Annotated in this window: 18 protein-coding genes, 2 tRNA genes and 4 pseudogenes; 15 read left to right on the top strand and 9 right to left on the bottom strand. The window is 49.6% G+C overall.

Annotated features, from left to right (window positions below; genetic code table 11):
- Window positions 1–34 precede the first annotated feature (34 nt).
- From ppk1 to pstB, 5 genes are all read left to right on the top strand, one after another.
- Complete coding sequence (ppk1, locus tag L1889_RS02955; protein WP_238663810.1) at window positions 35–2,110, top strand: polyphosphate kinase 1; 2,076 nt, start codon at window positions 35–37, stop codon at window positions 2,108–2,110.
- Window positions 2,111–2,218: 108 nt separating this feature from the next.
- Window positions 2,219–3,262 carry a phosphate ABC transporter substrate-binding protein PstS gene (gene pstS, locus L1889_RS02950; protein ID WP_238663809.1) on the top strand — a complete coding sequence of 348 codons (1,044 nt, stop codon included), beginning with the start codon at window positions 2,219–2,221 and terminating at the stop codon, window positions 3,260–3,262.
- A gap of 185 nt (window positions 3,263–3,447) precedes the next feature.
- The gene (gene pstC, locus L1889_RS02945) at window positions 3,448–4,386 is read left to right on the top strand and encodes a phosphate ABC transporter permease subunit PstC (protein ID WP_238663808.1); all 939 of its coding nucleotides are present in this window, start codon (window positions 3,448–3,450) and stop codon (window positions 4,384–4,386) included.
- A gap of 14 nt (window positions 4,387–4,400) precedes the next feature.
- Window positions 4,401–5,267 carry a phosphate ABC transporter permease PstA gene (gene pstA / locus L1889_RS02940; protein WP_238663807.1) on the top strand — a complete coding sequence of 289 codons (867 nt, stop codon included), beginning with the start codon at window positions 4,401–4,403 and terminating at the stop codon, window positions 5,265–5,267.
- Window positions 5,268–5,301: 34 nt separating this feature from the next.
- Window positions 5,302–6,078: a phosphate ABC transporter ATP-binding protein PstB gene (gene pstB / locus L1889_RS02935; protein WP_238663887.1), complete on the top strand. Its 777-nt coding sequence runs from the start codon at window positions 5,302–5,304 to the stop codon at window positions 6,076–6,078.
- Window positions 6,079–6,212: 134 nt separating this feature from the next.
- Here the strand turns inward: pstB and L1889_RS02930 are convergent.
- Window positions 6,213–6,622, bottom strand: a pseudogene (locus L1889_RS02930) (DoxX family protein).
- 151 nt (window positions 6,623–6,773) lie between these two features.
- Here L1889_RS02930 and L1889_RS02925 point away from each other — a divergent pair.
- The 5 genes from L1889_RS02925 to L1889_RS02905 all read left to right on the top strand — a co-directional run bounded on the left by L1889_RS02925 (window position 6,774) and on the right by L1889_RS02905 (window position 10,338).
- Window positions 6,774–7,499 carry an ABC transporter substrate-binding protein gene (locus tag L1889_RS02925; RefSeq protein ID WP_238663806.1) on the top strand — a complete coding sequence of 242 codons (726 nt, stop codon included), beginning with the start codon at window positions 6,774–6,776 and terminating at the stop codon, window positions 7,497–7,499.
- A 488-nt stretch (window positions 7,500–7,987) separates the two neighbouring features.
- On the top strand, window positions 7,988–9,391 hold the full coding sequence (locus L1889_RS02920; RefSeq protein ID WP_308217591.1) for a flavin monoamine oxidase family protein: 1,404 nt from the start codon (window positions 7,988–7,990) through the stop codon (window positions 9,389–9,391).
- Between the two features lie 15 nt (window positions 9,392–9,406).
- Window positions 9,407–9,826: a c-type cytochrome gene (locus L1889_RS02915; protein ID WP_238663805.1), complete on the top strand. Its 420-nt coding sequence runs from the start codon at window positions 9,407–9,409 to the stop codon at window positions 9,824–9,826.
- A 33-nt stretch (window positions 9,827–9,859) separates the two neighbouring features.
- Complete coding sequence (locus tag L1889_RS02910) at window positions 9,860–10,171, top strand: DUF421 domain-containing protein (RefSeq protein WP_238663804.1); 312 nt, start codon at window positions 9,860–9,862, stop codon at window positions 10,169–10,171.
- Complete coding sequence (locus tag L1889_RS02905) at window positions 10,132–10,338, top strand: YetF domain-containing protein (RefSeq protein WP_372871078.1); 207 nt, start codon at window positions 10,132–10,134, stop codon at window positions 10,336–10,338. Before L1889_RS02910 ends, L1889_RS02905 begins: the two co-directional genes overlap by 40 nt.
- A 91-nt stretch (window positions 10,339–10,429) precedes the next feature.
- Here the strand turns inward: L1889_RS02905 and L1889_RS02900 are convergent.
- Both L1889_RS02900 and L1889_RS02895 read right to left on the bottom strand, forming a co-directional pair.
- Window positions 10,430–10,506 (bottom strand) — tRNA-Pro (locus L1889_RS02900).
- Window positions 10,507–10,560: 54 nt separating this feature from the next.
- A complete protein-coding gene (locus tag L1889_RS02895) occupies window positions 10,561–11,862 on the bottom strand; it encodes a phospholipase A (RefSeq protein ID WP_238663802.1) in 1,302 nt (433 codons plus the stop codon).
- A gap of 200 nt (window positions 11,863–12,062) precedes the next feature.
- Here L1889_RS02895 and L1889_RS02890 point away from each other — a divergent pair, with 200 nt between their 5' ends.
- Together L1889_RS02890 and L1889_RS02885 are read left to right on the top strand one after the other, a co-directional pair.
- A complete protein-coding gene (locus L1889_RS02890) occupies window positions 12,063–12,797 on the top strand; it encodes a polysaccharide deacetylase family protein (RefSeq protein WP_238663801.1) in 735 nt (244 codons plus the stop codon).
- Window positions 12,798–12,936: 139 nt separating this feature from the next.
- Window positions 12,937–13,013, top strand: a tRNA-Arg gene (locus tag L1889_RS02885).
- Window positions 13,014–13,093: 80 nt separating this feature from the next.
- Here L1889_RS02885 and paaX read toward each other — a convergent pair.
- From paaX to L1889_RS02860, 5 genes and pseudogenes are all read right to left on the bottom strand, one after another.
- Window positions 13,094–14,005: pseudogene (gene paaX / locus L1889_RS02880) on the bottom strand (phenylacetic acid degradation operon negative regulatory protein PaaX); the annotation flags it as partial.
- Between the two features lie 198 nt (window positions 14,006–14,203).
- Window positions 14,204–15,669, bottom strand: a pseudogene (locus L1889_RS02875) (phospholipase D-like domain-containing protein).
- A gap of 6 nt (window positions 15,670–15,675) precedes the next feature.
- Window positions 15,676–15,915, bottom strand: coding sequence for a hypothetical protein (locus tag L1889_RS02870; RefSeq protein WP_238663800.1), 240 nt, complete (start codon window positions 15,913–15,915; stop codon window positions 15,676–15,678).
- 72 nt (window positions 15,916–15,987) lie between these two features.
- Window positions 15,988–16,668 (bottom strand): sigma 54-interacting transcriptional regulator, encoded by a 681-nt coding sequence (locus L1889_RS02865; protein ID WP_238663799.1) that lies wholly within the window; start codon window positions 16,666–16,668, stop codon window positions 15,988–15,990.
- A 2-nt stretch (window positions 16,669–16,670) separates the two neighbouring features.
- Entirely contained in the window at window positions 16,671–17,123 is a 453-nt protein-coding gene (locus L1889_RS02860) for a DNA-binding transcriptional response regulator (RefSeq protein ID WP_238663798.1), read from the bottom strand.
- 230 nt (window positions 17,124–17,353) lie between these two features.
- On the opposite strand from L1889_RS02860, the gene L1889_RS19035 reads away from it, so the two are divergent.
- The 3 genes and pseudogenes from L1889_RS19035 (at window position 17,354) to L1889_RS19030 (ending at window position 18,718) form a co-directional block, all read left to right on the top strand.
- Entirely contained in the window at window positions 17,354–17,680 is a 327-nt protein-coding gene (locus tag L1889_RS19035) for a hypothetical protein (RefSeq protein ID WP_372871075.1), read from the top strand.
- Window positions 17,563–18,468 (top strand): RNA polymerase factor sigma-54, encoded by a 906-nt coding sequence (locus L1889_RS02855; RefSeq protein WP_372871109.1) that lies wholly within the window; start codon window positions 17,563–17,565, stop codon window positions 18,466–18,468. Before L1889_RS19035 ends, L1889_RS02855 begins: the two co-directional genes overlap by 118 nt.
- Window positions 18,387–18,718, top strand: a pseudogene (locus L1889_RS19030) (RNA polymerase factor sigma-54). Before L1889_RS02855 ends, L1889_RS19030 begins: the two are co-directional and overlap by 82 nt.
- Window positions 18,719–18,726: 8 nt before the next feature.
- Here the strand turns inward: L1889_RS19030 and L1889_RS02850 are convergent.
- Window positions 18,727–19,251 (bottom strand): DUF4142 domain-containing protein, encoded by a 525-nt coding sequence (locus L1889_RS02850; RefSeq protein ID WP_238663796.1) that lies wholly within the window; start codon window positions 19,249–19,251, stop codon window positions 18,727–18,729.
- Window positions 19,252–19,279: the final 28 nt, after the last annotated feature.

The raw sequence follows: 19,279 nt of genomic DNA, 5'->3' as shown, positions 1-19,279 counted from the left end.
TCTACCGATACTGACGACGGATATTAATTTAACTATGCTCCCATCTGCTGACGCTCTATTTGTTAACCGCGAGCTATCGCTATTGAAATTTAACGAACGGGTACTGGCCATGGCTGAAAATGACGCGGTGCCACTGCTTGAGCGTTTGCGCTATCTATGCATCGTTAGTTCCAACCTGGACGAGTTTTTTGAGATTCGTGTTTCCAGCCTTAAAGAGCAAATGCTCCAAAATCCAGGCGCGGTGGGTGACGATGGCTATACACCTGAACAAGCATTCCAGAAAGCCCAGGAAGCCACTCAAAAACTGGTAGCCAAGCAAAATAAGCTGCTGGTAAACGATGTCTTGCCCCGACTCATGGAAGAGGGCATAGGTCTCTTGTTGCCTCGTTACTGGAACGATGATTTACGGGCTTGGGCGTATGAGACCTTTTTGCGCGAGATCTTGCCATTGCTTACGCCTATAGGGCTGGATCCTGCACACCCTTTTCCGCGTGTCTACAATAAAAGCTTGAATTTTATTATTGAAATGGCTGGCACTGATGCTTTTGGGCGAGCAGGATCAATTGCCATTGTGCAGGCTCCTCGTGCGCTACCCAGACTCATGAAGGTACCTGCTGATATCGGGGGTGTGCCAAACGGCTATGTGTTGCTCACTGCACTGATTAGCGAGTTTGTTAACGATCTCTTTCCTGGCATGCAGGTCAAAGGGGTCTACCAGTGGCGAGTAACGCGTAATAGTGACCTGTTTGTCGACGAAGAAGAAGTCACCAATTTACGGCAAGCACTTCAGGGCGAACTTTCTCAACGCAACTTCGGTGCAGCAGTACGCTTGGAAATTGACCTTTCAACTCCGGCGCATCTCGCTGATTTCCTGCAACGCGAGTTTCATCTGGGTGAAGTCGATACTTATCGGGTTCTGGGTCCGGTAAATCTTTCAAGGCTGTCCCGGCTTTGTGATACACCTGATCGGCCGGATCTTTTGTTTCCAGAATACAGGGCGCCTATTCCTGCGCCCTTTGACTCGCTGATGGAACAGCCGGCTCGCCTGTTTGCAGCAATCGCAAAATCCGACCAGCTTCTGCATCATCCATACGAGTCCTTTCAGCCAGTACTCAGTTTTTTGCGTGCTGCCGCTGCTGATCCAAATGTGGTGGCAATCAAGCAAACTATTTATCGTACCGGTGAAGACTCCGAGCTGATGAGTATTTTGCTGATGGCCGCACGCGCTGGCAAAGAAGTTACTGTAGTGGTCGAGCTCATGGCTCGTTTCGACGAGCAGACCAACATCAACTGGGCGGCTCGCCTGGAAGAGGTCGGCGCTCATGTCAGCTACGGCGTGGTGGGCCATAAGACACACGCCAAAATGGCGTTGATTCTTCGTCGTGAGCATGGCGAGATCCGCCGATATGGCCATGTGGGCACGGGCAACTATCACCCTCGTACTGCCAGGCTTTATGAAGACTTTGGCCTTATCACTGCAGACCGGGGCATCTGTGACGACATGGATCAAGTCTTTGCACAGCTCACCGGGCTTGGGGCTCTCCGGCATTTAAAATTGTTGCTGCAGTCGCCTTTTACTTTGCATGACACCATGATTGCTCGAATCCGCACAGAGCAAATGAATGCTGAAGCGGGGAAAAAAGCCAGAATTATGGCAAAAATGAATTCCCTGCTTGAGCCGCAAGTTATACGCGCCCTATACGAGGCGAGTCGGGCCGGCGTAAAAATAAGCTTAATTGTCCGGGGGATTTGCGCCCTGAGGGCAGGGGTACCCGGCCTTTCTGAGAATATTCAGGTGCGTTCTATTGTTGGACGTTTTCTCGAACACTCCCGGGTATTTTACTTTTATAACGATGGCGAAGAAAACGTTTATCTTTCTTCGGCCGACTGGATGGATCGTAACTTTTTCAGGCGGGTAGAGCTTGGAATCCCGGTGCTGAACCGTCGCCTGAAAAGGCGAGTCATTGTCGAGTCCTTCAGTTATGCGATGCGGGATAACCAGTTGGCCTGGCGCGCTTTACCTGATGGAAGCTATGTCAAGGTGCAAGGGCGCGGAAAACCCGTCAATTTGCATAAGCTGATGATGCAAAGACTCGGCTCGGCGACGTAAATATTGAAAAAAGTCATGAGTGTCACGAACATGTAATATTTGACCTTTACTATAGCGTCACATACAGGAAACCACCTGTTTTCCGAATCTCATATTGAGGGTGTCTCGATGCTGAAACGCGTTTTATCTAAATTTACTGTCGGTATCGCATTTAGCGCTGCCGCTCTGTCCGTGCAAGCCGTTAATATTACTGGCGCAGGGGCTTCTTTCCCTTACCCTATTTATGCTAAATGGGCAGCTACATTCCACGAAGAAACCGGTAAGCAAGTTAACTATCAGTCCATTGGTTCTGGTGGCGGTCAGCAACAGATCATTGCCAAAACCGTTGATTTTGGTGCATCTGATGACCCCATGACAGGCGAGGCACTTGATAAGGACAGCCTCATTCAGTTCCCCGCTATTATTGGTGGCACAGTACCTGTTGTAAACATCGACGGTATCAAGCCAGGCGAACTCCGTCTTTCCGGTGAAGTTCTGGCCAATATCTATTTGTCCAAGATCACCAAATGGGACGACGAGGCTATCAAGGCGCTTAATCCCGACCTTAACCTGTCATCCAGCTCAATCGTAGTTGTACACCGCTCTGACGGCTCAGGTACCACCTTTGGCTGGACAAACTACCTGTCCAAAGTATCGCCCGACTGGAAAGAGACTGTTGGCGAAGGTAAAGCAGTACGCTGGCCTACAGGTCAGGGCGGTAAAGGTAACGAAGGGGTAGCAGCTTACGTACGTCAGCTTAAAGACTCCATCGGTTACGTTGAATACGCCTACGCAAAACAAAACAATCTGTCCTGGACACAGCTGCGCAATAAAGATGGCCAGTTTGTGCAGCCTTCACAAGCCAGCTTTGCAGCCGCAGCCGCCAACGCTGATTGGGATAGCGCACCAGGTATGGGTGTTATCCTTACCGAAGAGCCAGGTGCTGATTCATGGCCTGTTACTTCAGCCTCCTTTATCTTGATGCACAAAACTCAAGATAAGCCTGAGAACGCACTAGCTGCACTTAACTTCTTTAACTGGGCATTCGAAAATGGTGCTAAACAAGCTGAAGAGCTTGACTACGTAGCACTGCCTAAAGAAGTTACAGACAAAATCAAGGCGGCATGGGCCTCTGAGATCAAAGCTACAGACGGTTCAGCGATCTGGAAGTAAGCGGGTTGCATAGTAAAATAAGTTTATGCTTGAACAGGGTTTAACCACCCTGCAGCACAGGACGGTTCCATCAAGCTAGGTGGTTCCGTCCTTGTTGTGTGACAATTACGGTTTTGTAATTTTAGAGCGCCTAACAATATGCTCAAAATCCACGCTGAATTAGGTTCATTGCCCAAGACGCTGTTATGAAACAAACCCAGAATGTCTTCTTAGACGTCATCTTCAAGAACGTGACTCGCGGTTTTGCGTTCTTCGTCTTCCTGTTATTGGCTGCAATCACGATATCGCTACTTTATGGTAGCCGCGAATCCATTGTCGGTAATGGATTCGCTTTTTTGTGGACCAATGACTGGGATCCGGTTCGTAACAACTATGGGGCATTGGTACCCATTTTTGGTACCTTGATAACCTCACTTATTGCCTTGGCTATCGCCGTGCCGGTTTCCTTTGGCATTGCCATGTTCTTAACTGAACTATCGCCTGTCTGGCTCCGTAGACCACTGGGCACCGCCATCGAAATGCTGGCCGCGATCCCCTCTATTATTTACGGTATGTGGGGGCTGTTCGTATTTGTGCCCATATTTCAGCGTTATGTACAGCCTAATGCGATCTCGTTTTTCGAAGGGGTCCCCATACTCGAACAAGTGTTTGCGGGGCCTCCCTTTGGTATTGGGGTATTTACTGCAGGCTTAATTCTTTCGATCATGGTCATTCCGTTTATTACAGCGGTAATGCGTGACGTATTCGAGCTGGTCCCTCCGCTGCTAAAAGAGTCGGCCTATGGCCTGGGCAGCACTACATGGGAAGTCACCTGGAAGGTTGTATTGCCTTTTACCAAAAATGGCGTCATTGGCGGCATTATGCTGGGGTTGGGCCGTGCTTTAGGTGAAACCATGGCAGTTACCTTTGTCATCGGTAATGCATTCAACCTGCCGAATTCTATTTTCGCTCCATCAAACTCTATTGCATCTGCGCTTGCAAACGAATTTAACGAAGCGGGCGGTATGCAAAAAGCCGCGTTGCTCGAGCTGGGCCTGATTCTGTTCCTGATCACCACTGTGGTGCTTGCAATATCTAAACTTTTGCTGCTTCGTTTATCCAAGAGCGAAGGTACTAAAACTTAAGGCGAGCAACCACCATGACTGAAACTAAATCATCTGTACTGAATGCCAATAACGCTGTTTACAAGCGCCGTAACTCAATCAATCGCCTGATGCTTACCTTGTCGTCAATCGCACTGATTTTTGGGTTGTTCTGGCTTTTCTGGATTATTCTGACCCTACTTATAAAAGGGGCGGCAGCCTTATCTTTTGACTTGTTTTTCCACGCCACCCCTCCGCCTGGCGGCGATGGTGGCTTGCTGAATGCCATCTTAGGCAGCTTCATGATGGCTGGGGTCGGTACACTGATTGGGACGCCTATCGGGGTGTTGGCAGGTACTTATCTGGCCGAGTATGGGCAGCGTGGCTGGTTGGCTCCCGCTACCCGATTCCTGAACGACGTGCTGCTTTCAGCGCCCTCCATTGTTATTGGTTTGTTTATCTATGCCGTCTATGTGGCTCAAGTTGGTCATTACTCCGGGTGGGCGGGCTCATTTGCATTGGCGATTCTGGTGATTCCAGTGGTTGTACGCTCTACCGACAATATGCTGCAGCTTGTACCCAATAGTCTGCGCGAAGCAGCAGCAGCCTTGGGGTGCCCGCAGTGGCGCATCATAATGAGCATCAGTTATCGCGCTGCTCTCTCTGGAATTATCACAGGCATCTTATTGGCTGTCGCGCGAATAGCAGGCGAAACTGCACCTTTATTATTTACCGCCTTGAATAACCAGTTCATGTCGTTGAACATGAATGCGCCTATGGCGAACTTGCCAGTGGTTATTTTCCAGTATGCGGCTAGCCCCTTTGAAGATTGGAACCGTCTGGCGTGGGCCGGCGCTGTGCTGATTACCCTGTTTGTGCTGGGGATCAATATTATTGCCCGCACGCTGTTCCGCAATAAATAAATACGGAGTCCTCATGCCTGGATTAGACAATACAATGCAAACTATAGCTGTGCCTGAGCGCGTTAAGCTCGAGGTAAAAGACTTAAATTTCTATTACGGTGGTTTTCACGCTTTAAAAAACGTGAATATGTCGATTAAAGAAAACAAAGTAACCGCTTTTATCGGGCCTTCTGGCTGTGGTAAGTCCACCTTGTTACGTACCTTTAATCGTATGTTCGAACTGTACCCCGGACAGCGTGCCGAGGGTCAGATTCTGCTCGATAACGAAGACGTCCTGACTTCTAAGCTCGATATTTCGTTAATTCGCGCCAAGATTGGTATGGTTTTTCAAAAACCCACTCCTTTCCCCATGAGCATTTATGACAACATTGCTTTTGGCGTGCGCCTCTTCGAGAAGTTAAGCAAAGGCGAAATGGATGAACGCATAGAGTGGGCCCTGACCAAGGCAGCACTTTGGAATGAAGTCAAAGATAAGCTTAATCAAAGTGGAAACAGCTTGTCCGGCGGCCAGCAGCAACGTCTGTGCATAGCTCGAGGTGTGGCAATCAAGCCCGAGGTTTTACTTCTCGATGAGCCTTGCTCTGCGCTTGACCCTATCTCTACCGCAAAAATCGAAGAACTGATTACCGAGTTAAAAGCCGATTACACCGTGGTTATTGTGACTCATAATATGCAACAAGCAGCGCGCTGTTCTGACTACACTGCCTATATGTACCTGGGCGAGCTCATGGAGTATGGCGAAACAGATCAGATTTTCGTCAAGCCTGCTCGTAAAGAAACCGAAGACTACATTACCGGCCGCTTTGGCTAATTAGAAAACAAGCCTTTATTCAGGCTTAGCTACGCCCCACAAGCTGGAGTATTTGTCCGGTCTGTGGGGTGTTTTTTTGTTTCCGGTTTTCTCAGGGAAACCAGAAACTGTTGGCTGCCTAAGTTTATGAACGACTAATTCCACCTTCCGCCAGAGCCACTTAGGCTATATCTTCCGGCTCCGAGCAGCGTAATGCACAAGCCGCCGAACAAGAATAAGGCTTGCAGCTCGATCTGAGATCCACCAGCGCTGTTAAGTTTGTAGAGTTGATGGCTATGTACAAGCCAAATGGCGGTCATCATGTTCAGGGTTACCAGCAAGCCTCCTAAACGAGTGTAGGCACCGATCAGTATAAGCAGTGGAGCGGCAACTTCGCCTAGGTAAACGCCCCAGGCCAGATACTGGGGAAGCCTTTGGCGATAATCAGGCTTTCAATTCCACTGACTCCGTGTGAAAGTTTTTGAATTCCATGTAATAGTAGTAATGCACCAATGCTTAGGCGCAGTATTAATTTACCGAGATCATCGAGGGTAGCAGCAGACACAGACTTCCTTGGTTAAATGTACCGGGCGACAGAAGCCCTATTTTAGCGAAATGATTAGCGTTTTATTATAAGTGGCTGCGGCATTGACGGAAGCTTGCCTGATGCGGCATGGTTTAGTCACCTCTTTATTTTAAGTAGCAGGAGTATTGTGATGGCTGATTTTTCGAATGTACTAAATGATCTGGCTCCAGGCGGCGAACTGCGTGTAGCAATAAACTACGGGAATCCGGTGCTGGCGCAGCGTAATGCCAGCGATGGTGCTCCTGCAGGGATATCTGCCGACTTAGCCCGAGAGGCCGCACGCAGGCTGGGAGTTGTACCTCGTTTTATCAGTTACGATGCCGCAGGCAAGGTGTTTGATGGTCTAAGTGCAAACTCCTGGGACCTGGCCTTTATGGCTGTTGATCCGATACGCGCTGAAAAAATTAATTTTACCGATCCCTATGTACTCATTGAGGGGACGTATTTAGTCAGCGAGAGTTCACCGTATAAGAGCGTTGAGGATCTGGATAAGCCGGGAGTGCGTATTGCAGTGGGTAAAGGCGCCGCCTATGATCTATTTTTAAGCCGCCACTTGCAGCATGCGACGATTGAGCGGGCTGCTACCTCCGCCAGTGCCATCAGTCTTTATATAGATAAGAAGCTGGAGGCCGCTGCGGGTGTCCGCCAGCCTTTGATTGCCTATGCGCAGTCTAATGCCGGTTTACGGGTACTGGATGATCATTTCACTGCCATTCAACAGGCCATAGCTATACCTAAAAGCCGAGATGTAGCGCATCAGTGGTTCAACGATTTTATTCAAGAGATGAAGGCTAGCGGTTTTGTGCAAGAGTCGCTGGCGCGTAGTAATCAGTCTCTGGATACGGCCGCGCCTTAGCGCTAACGCGTTAATCTTAAATAGCTGATGGGCCGCGCCTAAGTTTCGCGGCTTTTTTACGTCTGTTAAATCGGGCAGAGACTTAAGTTTTGTAACCTTCTTTAAATTGCTCATTGCCATTAATTATCGGGGCTGTGCTAGTGTGTAGAATCCTGCGGTAAATTTTTTAGTCTTAAAAGCTTATATTCTCTTGGAGAATATTGCGCTCCAGCAGTTGTAGTCGAGCCAATGTGCGCGTTTGCATCTCTAAGAAAAGTGCTTTGTCTAGCAATCGTTTTTTGGAAGAGGTGAATAATGCAAGACCTACTTAGAAGCGGTGGTTTTACTCGGCGCAAGTTCCTTTCGATGGTCGGATACGCGGCAGGAGGAGCTGCTATGTATCAGGCAATGACGAGTTTGGGACATGCTGCTGAAAGTGATTTTAAAGGGCCATTTAAACTGGAAGGGCAGGCTAAGGAGGGGGCTTCAGTCTTGATCCTTGGCGGGGGCTGGCCGGGCTGGTAGCTGCCTTCGAACTACGTAACGCAGGTTATAAGGTAAAAATCCTGGAGTTTAATGATCGGGCTGGTGGGCGTAACTGGACGATTCATGGCGGGGACACCTACACCGAACTAGGTGGGTTCAAGCAAGACTGCACTTTTGATAAAGACAATTATATTAATCCGGGGCCATGGCGGATTCCTTTCCATCATCACGCGCTTCTGGATTACTGTAGGCGCTTAAAGGTGATGCTTGAGCCTTTTATCCAGTATGACTACAACGCTTTTTTGCACAGTGCCGACTATTTCGACGGTAAACCGCAGCGCCTGCGCCATATTCGTTCAGATTACTATGGCCACACTTCTGAGTTGCTCGCCAAGGCCGTCAACGCGAATCATCTGGACGATGCGTTATCTAAAGAAGATCAGGAAATCATGCTTGAGTCTTTGCGTACGCTGGGAGCCTTAAATAAGGATCTTAAGTACGAGAAGGGGGCATCAGCTTCGGCCTTCAGAGGCTTTGACGTGGATCCTGGAGGCGGCTTGCAGCCGCTGGCTGAGGACTCCACGCCCATAGGATTAAAAGAGGTTTTGAATTCGCGCTTATGGTCAAACATGGGGATTCATAATATGTATGAATTCCAGCAAACCATGTTTCAACCGGTGGGAGGAATGGGGAAAATCGGCGAAGCCTTCGGTAAAGAGTTGGGTGACGTGATTCGTTATCATTCCCAGGTCATGGCCGTTGACCAGAACGATGAAGGCGTGACCGTCCATTTCGAAGACACGGAGTCAGGCGAGAAGCTCACTGAAACAGCAGATTGGTGCGTATGTACTATTCCGCTTTCTATCCTGAGTCAGCTGGATGTCAAGGTTGGCAAGTCTTTGAAGGGGGCTATTGATGCGGTGCCCTATGCACCTTCAGTGAAGGTCGGGGGAGAGTTCAAGCGGCGATTCTGGGAAGAAGATGACTCAATTTTCGGAGGGATTTCTTATACCGATATGCCGATTACTCAGATTTCTTACCCCAGTTCCAATTATTTTGATAAAGGGCCTGGCGTATTGCTGATGGCCTATATGTTTGGTCCGGATGCCGTGGAAATCAGCTCGATGGAGCCTCAGGAACGAGTGAAAATGGCGGTCGAGCTCGGAAGCAAGATTCATCCTCAATACGCTGAAGAGTTTAAAAGTGGCATTAGTGTTGCCTGGCACCGAGTACCGTGGGTATTAGGTTGCTATGGCATGTGGACAGAAAGTCGACGTAAGGAGCATTACGAGAATCTCTGCGCAATCGACGGCCGTGTTGTTCTGGCTGGAGAGCACGCCTCTTATATTAATGCATGGCAAGAAGGCGCGATTTTATCCTCTCTGGATGCGATCACGCGTTTGCATGCGCATGCCACCAAAGCTTAATAGGGAGAGAACACTATGTTTAAGCGCTATGCTGCATTGGCTGTGTTGTCTGCTTGTATCTCAGTGACCTGGGCTGACACCGCCGTGGTCAGTACGGGCGAGGTGCATTTCACGCAGCGTGATGGTAAAGAATTGTATGACTCGGTCTGTTTAAGCTGTCATATGGCTGAAGGCAAGGGGGCGGTGGGGGCCGGCGCCATCTATCCCCCGTTGGACGATAATCCGAAATTGGCGGCTTCCGCCTATCCTCTTTATATGGTGATGTACGGCACGCGCGGCATGCCCGGCTTTGGTGGAGTGATGGACGACGAGCAGATTGCTAACGTTGTGAATTATATTCGTACGCATTTTGGCAATGACTATTCGGATGCTATTGCAGAGAAAGATGCAAAGGCACTGCGCCAAGAGGGCTATGAGTATTTTGACCTGAACTAACTCGTAATCGGCTGGGGGAAGGGGTGTATGTTCATGGAGATTTTTGAGTTTGAACTGGGCCCCTTCGAGATGGCGCTTCGTGGTTCTATTATTTACTGGTTTTTGTTTTTTATCGCCCGGGTCATTGGACGTCGGGAGCTTAGTTCGGTAAGTGTGGCCGATTTGCTGATTGTGGTGTTAGTGGCTGATGCGGCTGGCGACGCCATGTCAGGGGGATCTGAGTCGTTGAGCGATGGCTTGGTGGTGGTGTCAACCATACTTTTTTGGGGGCCGCCATTGATCGTCTCAGCTATTTCTTCCCACGGATGGAGAGAGTCCTGTCCCCTCCCAAGCGATGCATTATAAAAAATGGGAAGTTACAGCGACGCATTATGCGCGAGCAGTTTATTACGCTTGATGAGCTCAGAAGCGAAATGCGTCTTAAAGACATCGAGCATTTAAGCGAGGTCGAAAATGCATACGTCGAGCCGTCAGGAGAGCTGAGTTTTTTCAGGAAAGAGAAGCAGGACTAGCCAAATCTGCCGGGCAAAGAAAAAGGGCTTACGCGTAATTTCGCATAAACCCTTGATTCTGTCTTGATTCTGTTACTGCTTCTTTTCTTTTTGGTCGGGGCGATAGGATTCGAACCTACGACCCTCTGGTCCCAAACCAGATGCGCTACCAGGCTGCGCTACGCCCCGAACAAAGAAAAGATAATAGCATGTATTGTTTGGCAATAGCAAGCTTTTTTGTTCTTAGGGAACAAATGCCAGACCGAAACGGATATGTGGGTCGCTTTTGTGGTTGTAGCCCAAGAGGGTTTCGCCGTAGCCACGGAAATACTGCACATATAAATAGCCATTCATATTGAGCGGAGTGCGGCGTAAAGGCCAGGAGACATCAAACTGCTTACTGTCTCGTCCTTCCTTTCCACGCCGGTACAAGGCTCCTAGTTGCAGTCCATTGTCCTGTGCCCAGCTTAGACGCCAATCAACATTGCCCGCATAATCCCGGTAATCTGGATTGTCGCTGGTACTGAAATATTGTTTATAGCGCGGCGCAAATTTCAGGGTGCTGCCACCAACGAGACGATAATTGAATTCGGGTTGAATATAGACATCGTTCAACGAGCGTGAGTCATTATCACCTTTGCCGTTGGACGCGTGTTCAACACCTATATCCAGGCCGAAAAACTTTCGATAATCGTCAGATCTAAATAAAGCATCTTTGCGCCAAAACACGCTGGGGTTATAGGTGGTGTCTATAAAAGGCGACGAATCGGAGCTTAAGTCCCATATTGCTGTTTGCGTGTAACCCATATACAGGTGATTCCAGAACCGTGTGTTTGCGTCGTCGGCGGGGGTAGCAAGCCGATACTTGAAGCTAATCTGGAATCTGGCGTTTTTCTCGGGGCGGTTGCCGACAATGAAATACACCGCATCGTGTGACGAGATGGCATTACGGAAATTCTCGAAGGCAGTGGGTGCAGGGGTGACCGAGGGGGCTTGGCCTACTGCAGGTCCATAACTGGGTGTGGCTCCCAGAGCCAGCACTTTGTCATCGCTTAAAACGGGGTCTTCGTTCTCGTTAGGTCCGGCCGCGCCGGCGTCAACAATAGGGGCGGTGACTATGGACGATGCCAGCAGACTGTGTGAGTCGCTGCTAACGTCAAGCGCAAATAAATCCGGTGCGCCTTCTATGCTTACCGCCTGCACACCGTCCAACGCAGTAGGGACGGTGGCTTTCCAGTTGAAGATGACAAAGTTATTGACTGGAACGCTGACCGACTGGCCACTTCCGTCAAGCTGAGCCAGGCTGCGTAAAGCCCCACCGTTGACGTTGCGCCACTGCATAACCAGATCGTTGGGTGGCGACCACGTTAGCTCGTTGCTTCCATCGTTGAATAAAATGGCGCGGACCGTAACGGTTTCGCCCGCTGCCGCCTGATTCTCTACTAACGAATAGCTAATGCCAGCGTAGCTCTGTACGCTAAAACCAAGGCTAAACCCCAATAACGTCTGACCTAAGGTTTTGCTAATACTATGGGTTTTGCTCATTGACGCGCTCTCGTGGCCTAAGGTTGAAGGATCATTAGGGACTGTAGCACTTGAACTCAGGTAGGCCTTAGCTACGTCTGCTTTTACCGCTGATATGTTGCATCTTAGCCATACATAGCTACAATGCGGGGCTTCGCTCAGTATGAGCTTAATCGCCGCTGGTTGGCCGTGCTCCATCTTGTTGCAAGCAGGAAGACTTTATGATCCCTATTCTGATGTATCACTTAATCGATATTCCGCCTGCCAAAGGCGCATATCTTCGAGGGGCCAGCGTCCACCCGGCACGCTTTGAGAGTCAAATGAAGTGGCTGCACCGTTTCGGCTATCGCGGCCTCAGCATGCGGGATCTGCTGCCGTACTTGCGGGGAGAGAAGCGGGGGAAGGTGGTTGGTCTTACTTTCGACGATGGCTACGTCAACGTGATGCAAAATGCGCTGCCCGTTCTGAATCAAATGGGTTTTACCGCGACGAATTACATCGTGACGGGCGAACTGGGAGGAGCCAATTATTGGGCGCAGCCTAAAGGCGCTATGCATGCTGATTTGATGACAATAGATCATGTACGGCAATGGCATGCGGCGGGCCACGAAATAGGCTCACATACGGTAGAGCACGTATACATGGATCGAGTCAGCGAGATTGACGCTTTACGGCAGTTGACCGAGTCGAAAAACGTATTGGAATCCCTGATTCAGGCAGAGGTAGAATCTTTCTGTTACCCCTTTGGGGCTGAAGCACCGGGTGTCAGGAAGCTCGTTCAGCAAGCAGGCTATAGCAACGCTACAGCTACATTTACCGGGCTGGCTAACAAGACAGACGACTTCTTTGCCTTACCCAGAATCAGCATTATTCGCTCTACACACCCTGTGCGATTTATGCAAAAATGTTTTACTCAGCTCGAGGAAAATAAGCGCCGCAAGCTCGTGAAGTATTAAATGCCACGTGCTTTGCTATTCGGTTTTGGAAAGAGCCAAGAGGCTGGGACCTGATTTAGGGCAAGATTGCTTTCACCTAATTATTTTCTACGCGCTATAATGGCAAGCTTTCCGGAATCGCCTTTCTGTGCGTTTCTGTGCGTCCATAGCTCAGCTGGATAGAGCACTCGCCTTCTAAGCGAGCGGCCGCAGGTTCGAATCCTGCTGGACGCGCCACTTTTCTTATGCCTATGCCAGGCCTTGCCAAGGCGCTCAGCACGCTGTTTACGCTTTACTCTCCAGCCCCCAAAACGCTCATAAAAGAAGTCGGCTGCTTCAGGCGTGTTGGCATCCTCAGCGTTCAGAGTCTCTACTATATAGCGTTGAGATGCGGCATGGCAGTGCTGGTAGATGTAGCGGCATAGCTCGTAGGCTGTTTTTCCTTCCCAATTGTCTGGAAGCAGATCAAGCGGAAATTGCGGGTCATGTAAATGCACGCGCCGATATTCATGTATGACCAAGCTTCGTATGATGAAGGCCAATTCAGGGTCATGCAGTGGCTCTTGCTTCAGAGCTGCGGCCACAACGTTAAACCGATCAATAAATTGTTGGTAGCTGGTTTGAGTGTGGCTGAGGTCCCAGCACTGCTCAACTAGTTCGTTAAGTGTCTTGGTTCCTCTTAACTCGGCATCTTCTACACGGCTGACATAAACAGCTCCTGCGCAGCGGCTATGCAGCAGGATATCTCTCAGGATGGCTTGATGCGGATTGGGATGTATAAAGGCACTGGGCGCAAGGGCAGCAAAGCCTTCCCATAATAATTCCTTGCGCAAGTCGGCTCGCTGCTTGGCGCTCAGCTCACCGGCTAATGTGAAGACCAGCGTCCACTGACCATCCCATGCCAGGTAGGTAGGAGCGTAGATGCGGTTGTAGGCATGTTGGAAGCGTTGCAGGGCTTCAGGTTGCAGGGTGTACTGGCTACGCCTGCCTTCACGCTGTGCGCTAAGCCAGCCTTCTTCTGCAAGTCTGTATACGCTGGTTCTTACTAGTCTGTCGCTGATCCCGAAGGGAGCCAGTAACCGGATCAGGCTGCCTAGCCATAATTGTCCGCCATGAGGACGTATGACATCGCCGAAAAGTGTCATAACCAGTGATTTGGCTCTGGGAGGCTGATCGGCGATTAATGTTTCTGCCCAATGATGCAATGAGTTAGCAGCGAGTATAGACATAGGCCTAGGATGAAATAGACTGCCAGGGAGCCGGCCAGGCAGCTTCAAGGCTGGTTCCAGCTGTAACGTTAATAGAGGCCGTCGGGATTAATCGCAGTTGTTTAAGCTGAGACGACTCTCTTCCGACTATATATCATACATATTTTAAATATGAGTGCATTATTCTGTGTCGTTTTATAGATAACAGCTAAGCATCCACTACAAATAGGGGCTGGCCAGCCAGATGATGCGATTGCGCAAGCGTTTTCTAAAAGGGATGCTTGCGAGTTCATCCAGATTGACTGCCTCGGCGTGTTCAATTTCCTGATCGATCAGGTTGGCGACCGTGCGCGAGGTCTCACGGCAGTAAATTTCGATATCCAGCTCGAAGTTCAGCCTAAGGCTACGCGGATCCATATTTGATGAGCCTACATAGCTCCACGCGCCGTCAATAGTAATAAGCTTTGAGTGGTTGAAATTGCCAGTAGCGCGCCACACTCGGCAGCCGCTTCGTATTACCTGATCAATTTGGGCTGTCATCGCATAGTCTACCAGCCGGAGATTGTTTTTTTCGGTATGACGATATCTACTTGTATGCCCCTGCGCGCCGCGGTGTTGATGGCCCCCATCAACACTTGGTCGGGCAGGAAGTAGGGCGACTGAATGCGGATATGACGTCTGGCGACGGCAAATGCGCCCTGAAGCATATGATGATTACTGCCTACAAAACGGTCAGGCCCTGAGCGTATGCAGCGGACAGGAACATGCGGCAACGGCGGATTCCATTCTTTGGCGCACCATTGTTCAAACGGAAGGGCCTCTTTGGTGGTGAATTCCCAGTCGTGGGCGAAAGCCGAAAACAGTTGTAATACGGCAGGCCCCTCAACGCTGAAATGGGTATCCTTAGCCGTGCGGCCTAGCCCGAACTCGTTGGTGAAGCTTTGACGAATATTCATGCCCCCCGTGAATCCGTACAGGCCATCTACTATCAACATTTTACGGTGGCTTCGCAAGTTGGCATACGGCATGCGTATACCAAAGGGATTGGTCATGAAAAGGGCATGGGTAATTTTGTGCTTACGTAGCAGACGGACGATTGAAGGATGTGAGTATTTGGCACCTATGGCGTCAATCAACACCCGAATCTCTACGCCCCGCTCCTTGGCTTTGGCCAGTGCCTCTACAAATCGCAAGCCCACCTTATCGTTATCAAAGATATACGATTGGAGGGCGATGTTTTTGGTGGCTTTCTCTATGGCCAGGAGCATGGCCGGGTAGCAATGATCGCCACCAGGCAGTACTTTTATATGATTGCCGCCCCGTAGCTGAAAGCGGCTAACGCGGTCACCCAGAATGTGCAGTGAACGAAACTGGGCACCGGCGATGTCTTTGACATCAGAGATAGGCGGTTCAGGGTAGTTGGCGAATTGTTTGAATGTTTTGTCGCGAAGCTCGGTGATGTGGCTGCGCCTGACGCGGTTGACACCGGCGATGAGATACAACACAGGCCCTAACAGCGGGGACATCATGATGATGCCTACCCAGCCGATGGCAGCACGCACATCATTTTTGGTCATGGCTGCATGGATAGCAGCAGAGGCACCCACCAAGATGCTGACCGCCAGGGCAATATGAGGCCAATACTGGTTGAAGATAGAATGAAGAAGCAGTATATGTTCGTGCATGAGGCGTTATTGCGCCTTGGCAGAACGAGTTGTGTCTTGCGGGCGCTGGCACAGACTTTCGTGCCATAGCGGGTTGGGTGAGCCTTGCTGCGCAAAAAGCTGGTTACGTGAGTTCGAGCGCCAGACACCCCCGCCAACGCCTATAACAGGGACAGTACAGTACCAGTACCACTTGCCATCGGCATCTTGTGCCGCCCAGTTCCAGTTCTCGGGTGCCCGATCCCAGTCTAGCGTGTCCTCGCCCATAAATTCTAGTGCCTATTTTAAAATTGTTTGCCTGCTTAGATTAAAAGAAAGTGTGAGTTAAAGCTAGGCCACTTAGCTCACGTTTGGCTTGGGGTAGACATTAAAACTGGCAATACCAATTGTACTTCCGTCAGTTAAAACGTAGGCTCTGCTGACTTCGTTACGCAATTGCCGAATATTTCCTGGCCACTGTTGAGTCTGAAGGTACGATATTGCCTCTGCTGTTAGCTGTTTGTATTCGCCTAATTCTTCAGCCAAGGCAGTTAAAAAACAGTCTGCCAGAATCGGGATGTCTTCAATGCGTTCTCGCAGAGCGGGAATATATAAGGGTAGGACTGCTAATCTGTAATACAGATCGAGGCGTAGCTTCCCTTCTTTTAGTGCCTCTTCCGGCTCAACATTCGTGGCCGCTATAACCCTGGCCCTGGTAAGCAGCTTTTGGGTCCCGCCCACTCGATAGTACTCGCCTGTTTCCAATACTCGAAGCAGTCTTACTTGTAGCGCTGGTTCCATTTCCGTGACTTCATCCAAAAAGAGAGTGCCATTTTGACTTTGCTCAAATACACCCATTCGCTGTCGGTCAGCGCCTGTGAAAGAGCCTTTTTCATGCCCAAAGAGTTCGCTTTCAATGAGAGTTTCAGGTATGGCACCGCAGTTGATCGCTATATAAGGCTGAGTGTGGCGATTGCTCAGTTTGTGAATGGCATGTGCCACAAGTTCTTTTCCTGTACCCGTCTCGCCAATTAACAACACACTTAATGAGGTAGGAGATACTTTTTTATTTGTGTTTTCAGGCGCTGCATGGCGTCCGAATCTCCGCGTAGCTGCTCCAGAGTGAGCGCCGAGTTATCGATGGCTAAGTGGGGCAGCTCAGACAGTGAGCTTAGTGTCTCGCTTATTTCCTCACCGTCTAAATATAAAGTGTGGCACCCCTGCGCCTGAAATTCTTCGCGCACGCTCAGGGGCCAGGAGGAACTGAATATCAACCATGTGGTTTTTCTTGCGTCAGTCGCATTAATCAGTTCCAGGTGTTGCGCATAAATTAGCTCTTTGCTCGCCAACACGATGGTTGGAGAGCACCTCTCAAGTTTCAGCCTGGCCTCTTCAAGGTTTTGTGAACTGATTGCTGAGTAGCCGCTGAGTTTAGCCGTATCGGTTAGCAGTTTGCGAATGTCCCCATCTTGTTCTATGACTAAAAGTATCGACACGTCAGCACCTTAGTGGGTGAAGTTTAGCGTGATTATTCAACGGGTTGATTTCACAGCTTAGCTTTGTTTTCGGGTGACAGCAGTAACAACCCATGAGTTGTTGATGGCCAATTGTATTGCTAATCACATTTTGTAATTTTCGTTGTAGGGTTTTTCAAAGCTGGCATTATCGATGTAAACAGGTCTTCAGGGGTGATGCGACGTTATTTTTTGTTAAAGGAAATACGGACATGAAACTGATTTCTGAGGCGAAAACCACCCAGCGGCAAAGTCTATCGCTGACTATGAGGAATTCTGTACAGCTACTAAACTTGCCGCTGCTCGAATGCGCCGAGCTTGTGCAAAGTACATTGCAGACGAATCCCTTTCTCGTTAGCGACACGGATAATGAGGACATCGACGCACCTACTCCCCTATATCTGCTCCTATTCGAATACGGCTGGAGAGCCCTTATAACAATGAAAATTCCCAACTGTTTTCAAATGGTCCAGAGCAGCTTGAAGAGACACAGCTCGAGAGCTTTAAAGAGAGATTGGCGGCAGAGCTGGCGACGTTAAGATTAGATGAGCCCTTAGTGACGTGCCTGGCATTTGTGGTGGAGGCGATTGATGATCGGGGACGGATTCCTGATAGTATCAACGAGGTCATACCTGAATCAGTGCCATTTTTCAAACGCTATCATGAGCAATGGGAGACAGGAGTTAAGCTGGTGCAAGCGGTATGTGGCAACGGTATCGGTGCGCGCAGCCTAAAAGAGTGCTTTTGGCTTCAGCTCAAAGAACGGCAAGGTTCGCGTACACGAGAATTGGCGCTTCTTTTAATTAATTGCCATTGGCAAGACTGGTTTGCAGTCAATAATGAAGTATTGCAGCGCCGTTTGGCATGTACAGAGAAAGAGTTGCTGCGTACTAAACAGTTAATTGGCTCTCTGAATCCTGCGCCGGGACGGCAGCATGACAATACGCCCTTACAAACCGTGCTTCCCGACGTGTATGTTTATCTTGAAAGTGGCTATTACTGCATTGCACCCAATACTGACGTTCTTCCCTGGTTATCGGTTCATGCCGACGCAAAGCGCTGGAAGCGAGAGGTACGAGTCGTGGACCCTGAGGTAAAACGACTCATGAGCGAAGCCGAAGAGTTAGCGCTGGCTGTGCGGCGCAGGCATCTTACCGTCGTGCGGGTAGCAGCCGAGATTATTGCCCGCCAGATGGGTTTTTTGACATCGGAAATCACGCGATTAGTCCTCTGTTGTTGCGAGAGGTGGCTGAGTCGCTGGGGCTTCATGAATCTACCGTTTCCCGAGCGACCAGTCAAAAGTATATGCAGACTGCTTCGGGTGTAATTGAGTTTAAACAGTTTTTTCCCGAAGTATTCCTACTGCTAACGGGCATGCATGCTCGACTGCTGCGGTGAAAGCGCTGCTTTCTGACATCATCACAGAAGAAAGCCCCCAAAAGCCTCTTTCTGACGTTGAGTTAGTAGACTGCCTAAGCAATGAGGGAGTCAAAGTTGCGCGGCGAACGGTGACCAAGTATCGTCAGCAACTTAATTTTCCCTCATTTAAAGAGCGGCAGATTTCAGTGCCAGTGTAGCTCTTGGCTTACTGGGCGGCGAGCTTTTGCTGCAATGATTTAGCATGCTCAAAGTGTTCGCTAATAACAGCAAGTGTTTCAACGTTGAATCGCTGAAGACTTGCATTGACGAGCTGAGGGGCGCCTCTTCTGAAGGTGCGAACGGCATTCTCATGTGCTTTGATACCGACTTCCTCCACATACATTTGATCAAAATCGTCGTCCTTAAGGTCGCTGAGTGCCCCGATGATCTGTTGGTGCTCCGGCAGTAAGTTTACGTCCAGAGTGACGTAATGCTCTTTGGCCAGGAGTACCAGGCGAGCATTTGTCTTGCCATGATCGGTGAGCATTTGTTTGGCAAATTTTTGAACGTCAGGATTGCTCGTGTTCTGCTCTGCCAGTTCACTGGCTTGTAATTCAAACAGGTTGGATTTATGCGCAGCATGCACGAAGTTCTGCTCATCATCAGTTAAGGGAAGGTCTTGCGCTTGACTGCCTGTAGGTATGATTGAAGCAGTGAAAGAAAAAAACAGCGTCAAAAGGATGGCTCGCATGGTTTGCTCCTGATTGTTATGGGGAGGC

The organism is Paenalcaligenes niemegkensis (assembly GCF_022230885.1).
GTDB classification, from domain to species: domain Bacteria; phylum Pseudomonadota; class Gammaproteobacteria; order Burkholderiales; family Burkholderiaceae_B; genus Paenalcaligenes; species Paenalcaligenes niemegkensis.
Note: the sequence above shows the minus strand (reverse complement) of the source record. Positions and strands in the feature narration are given on the sequence as shown.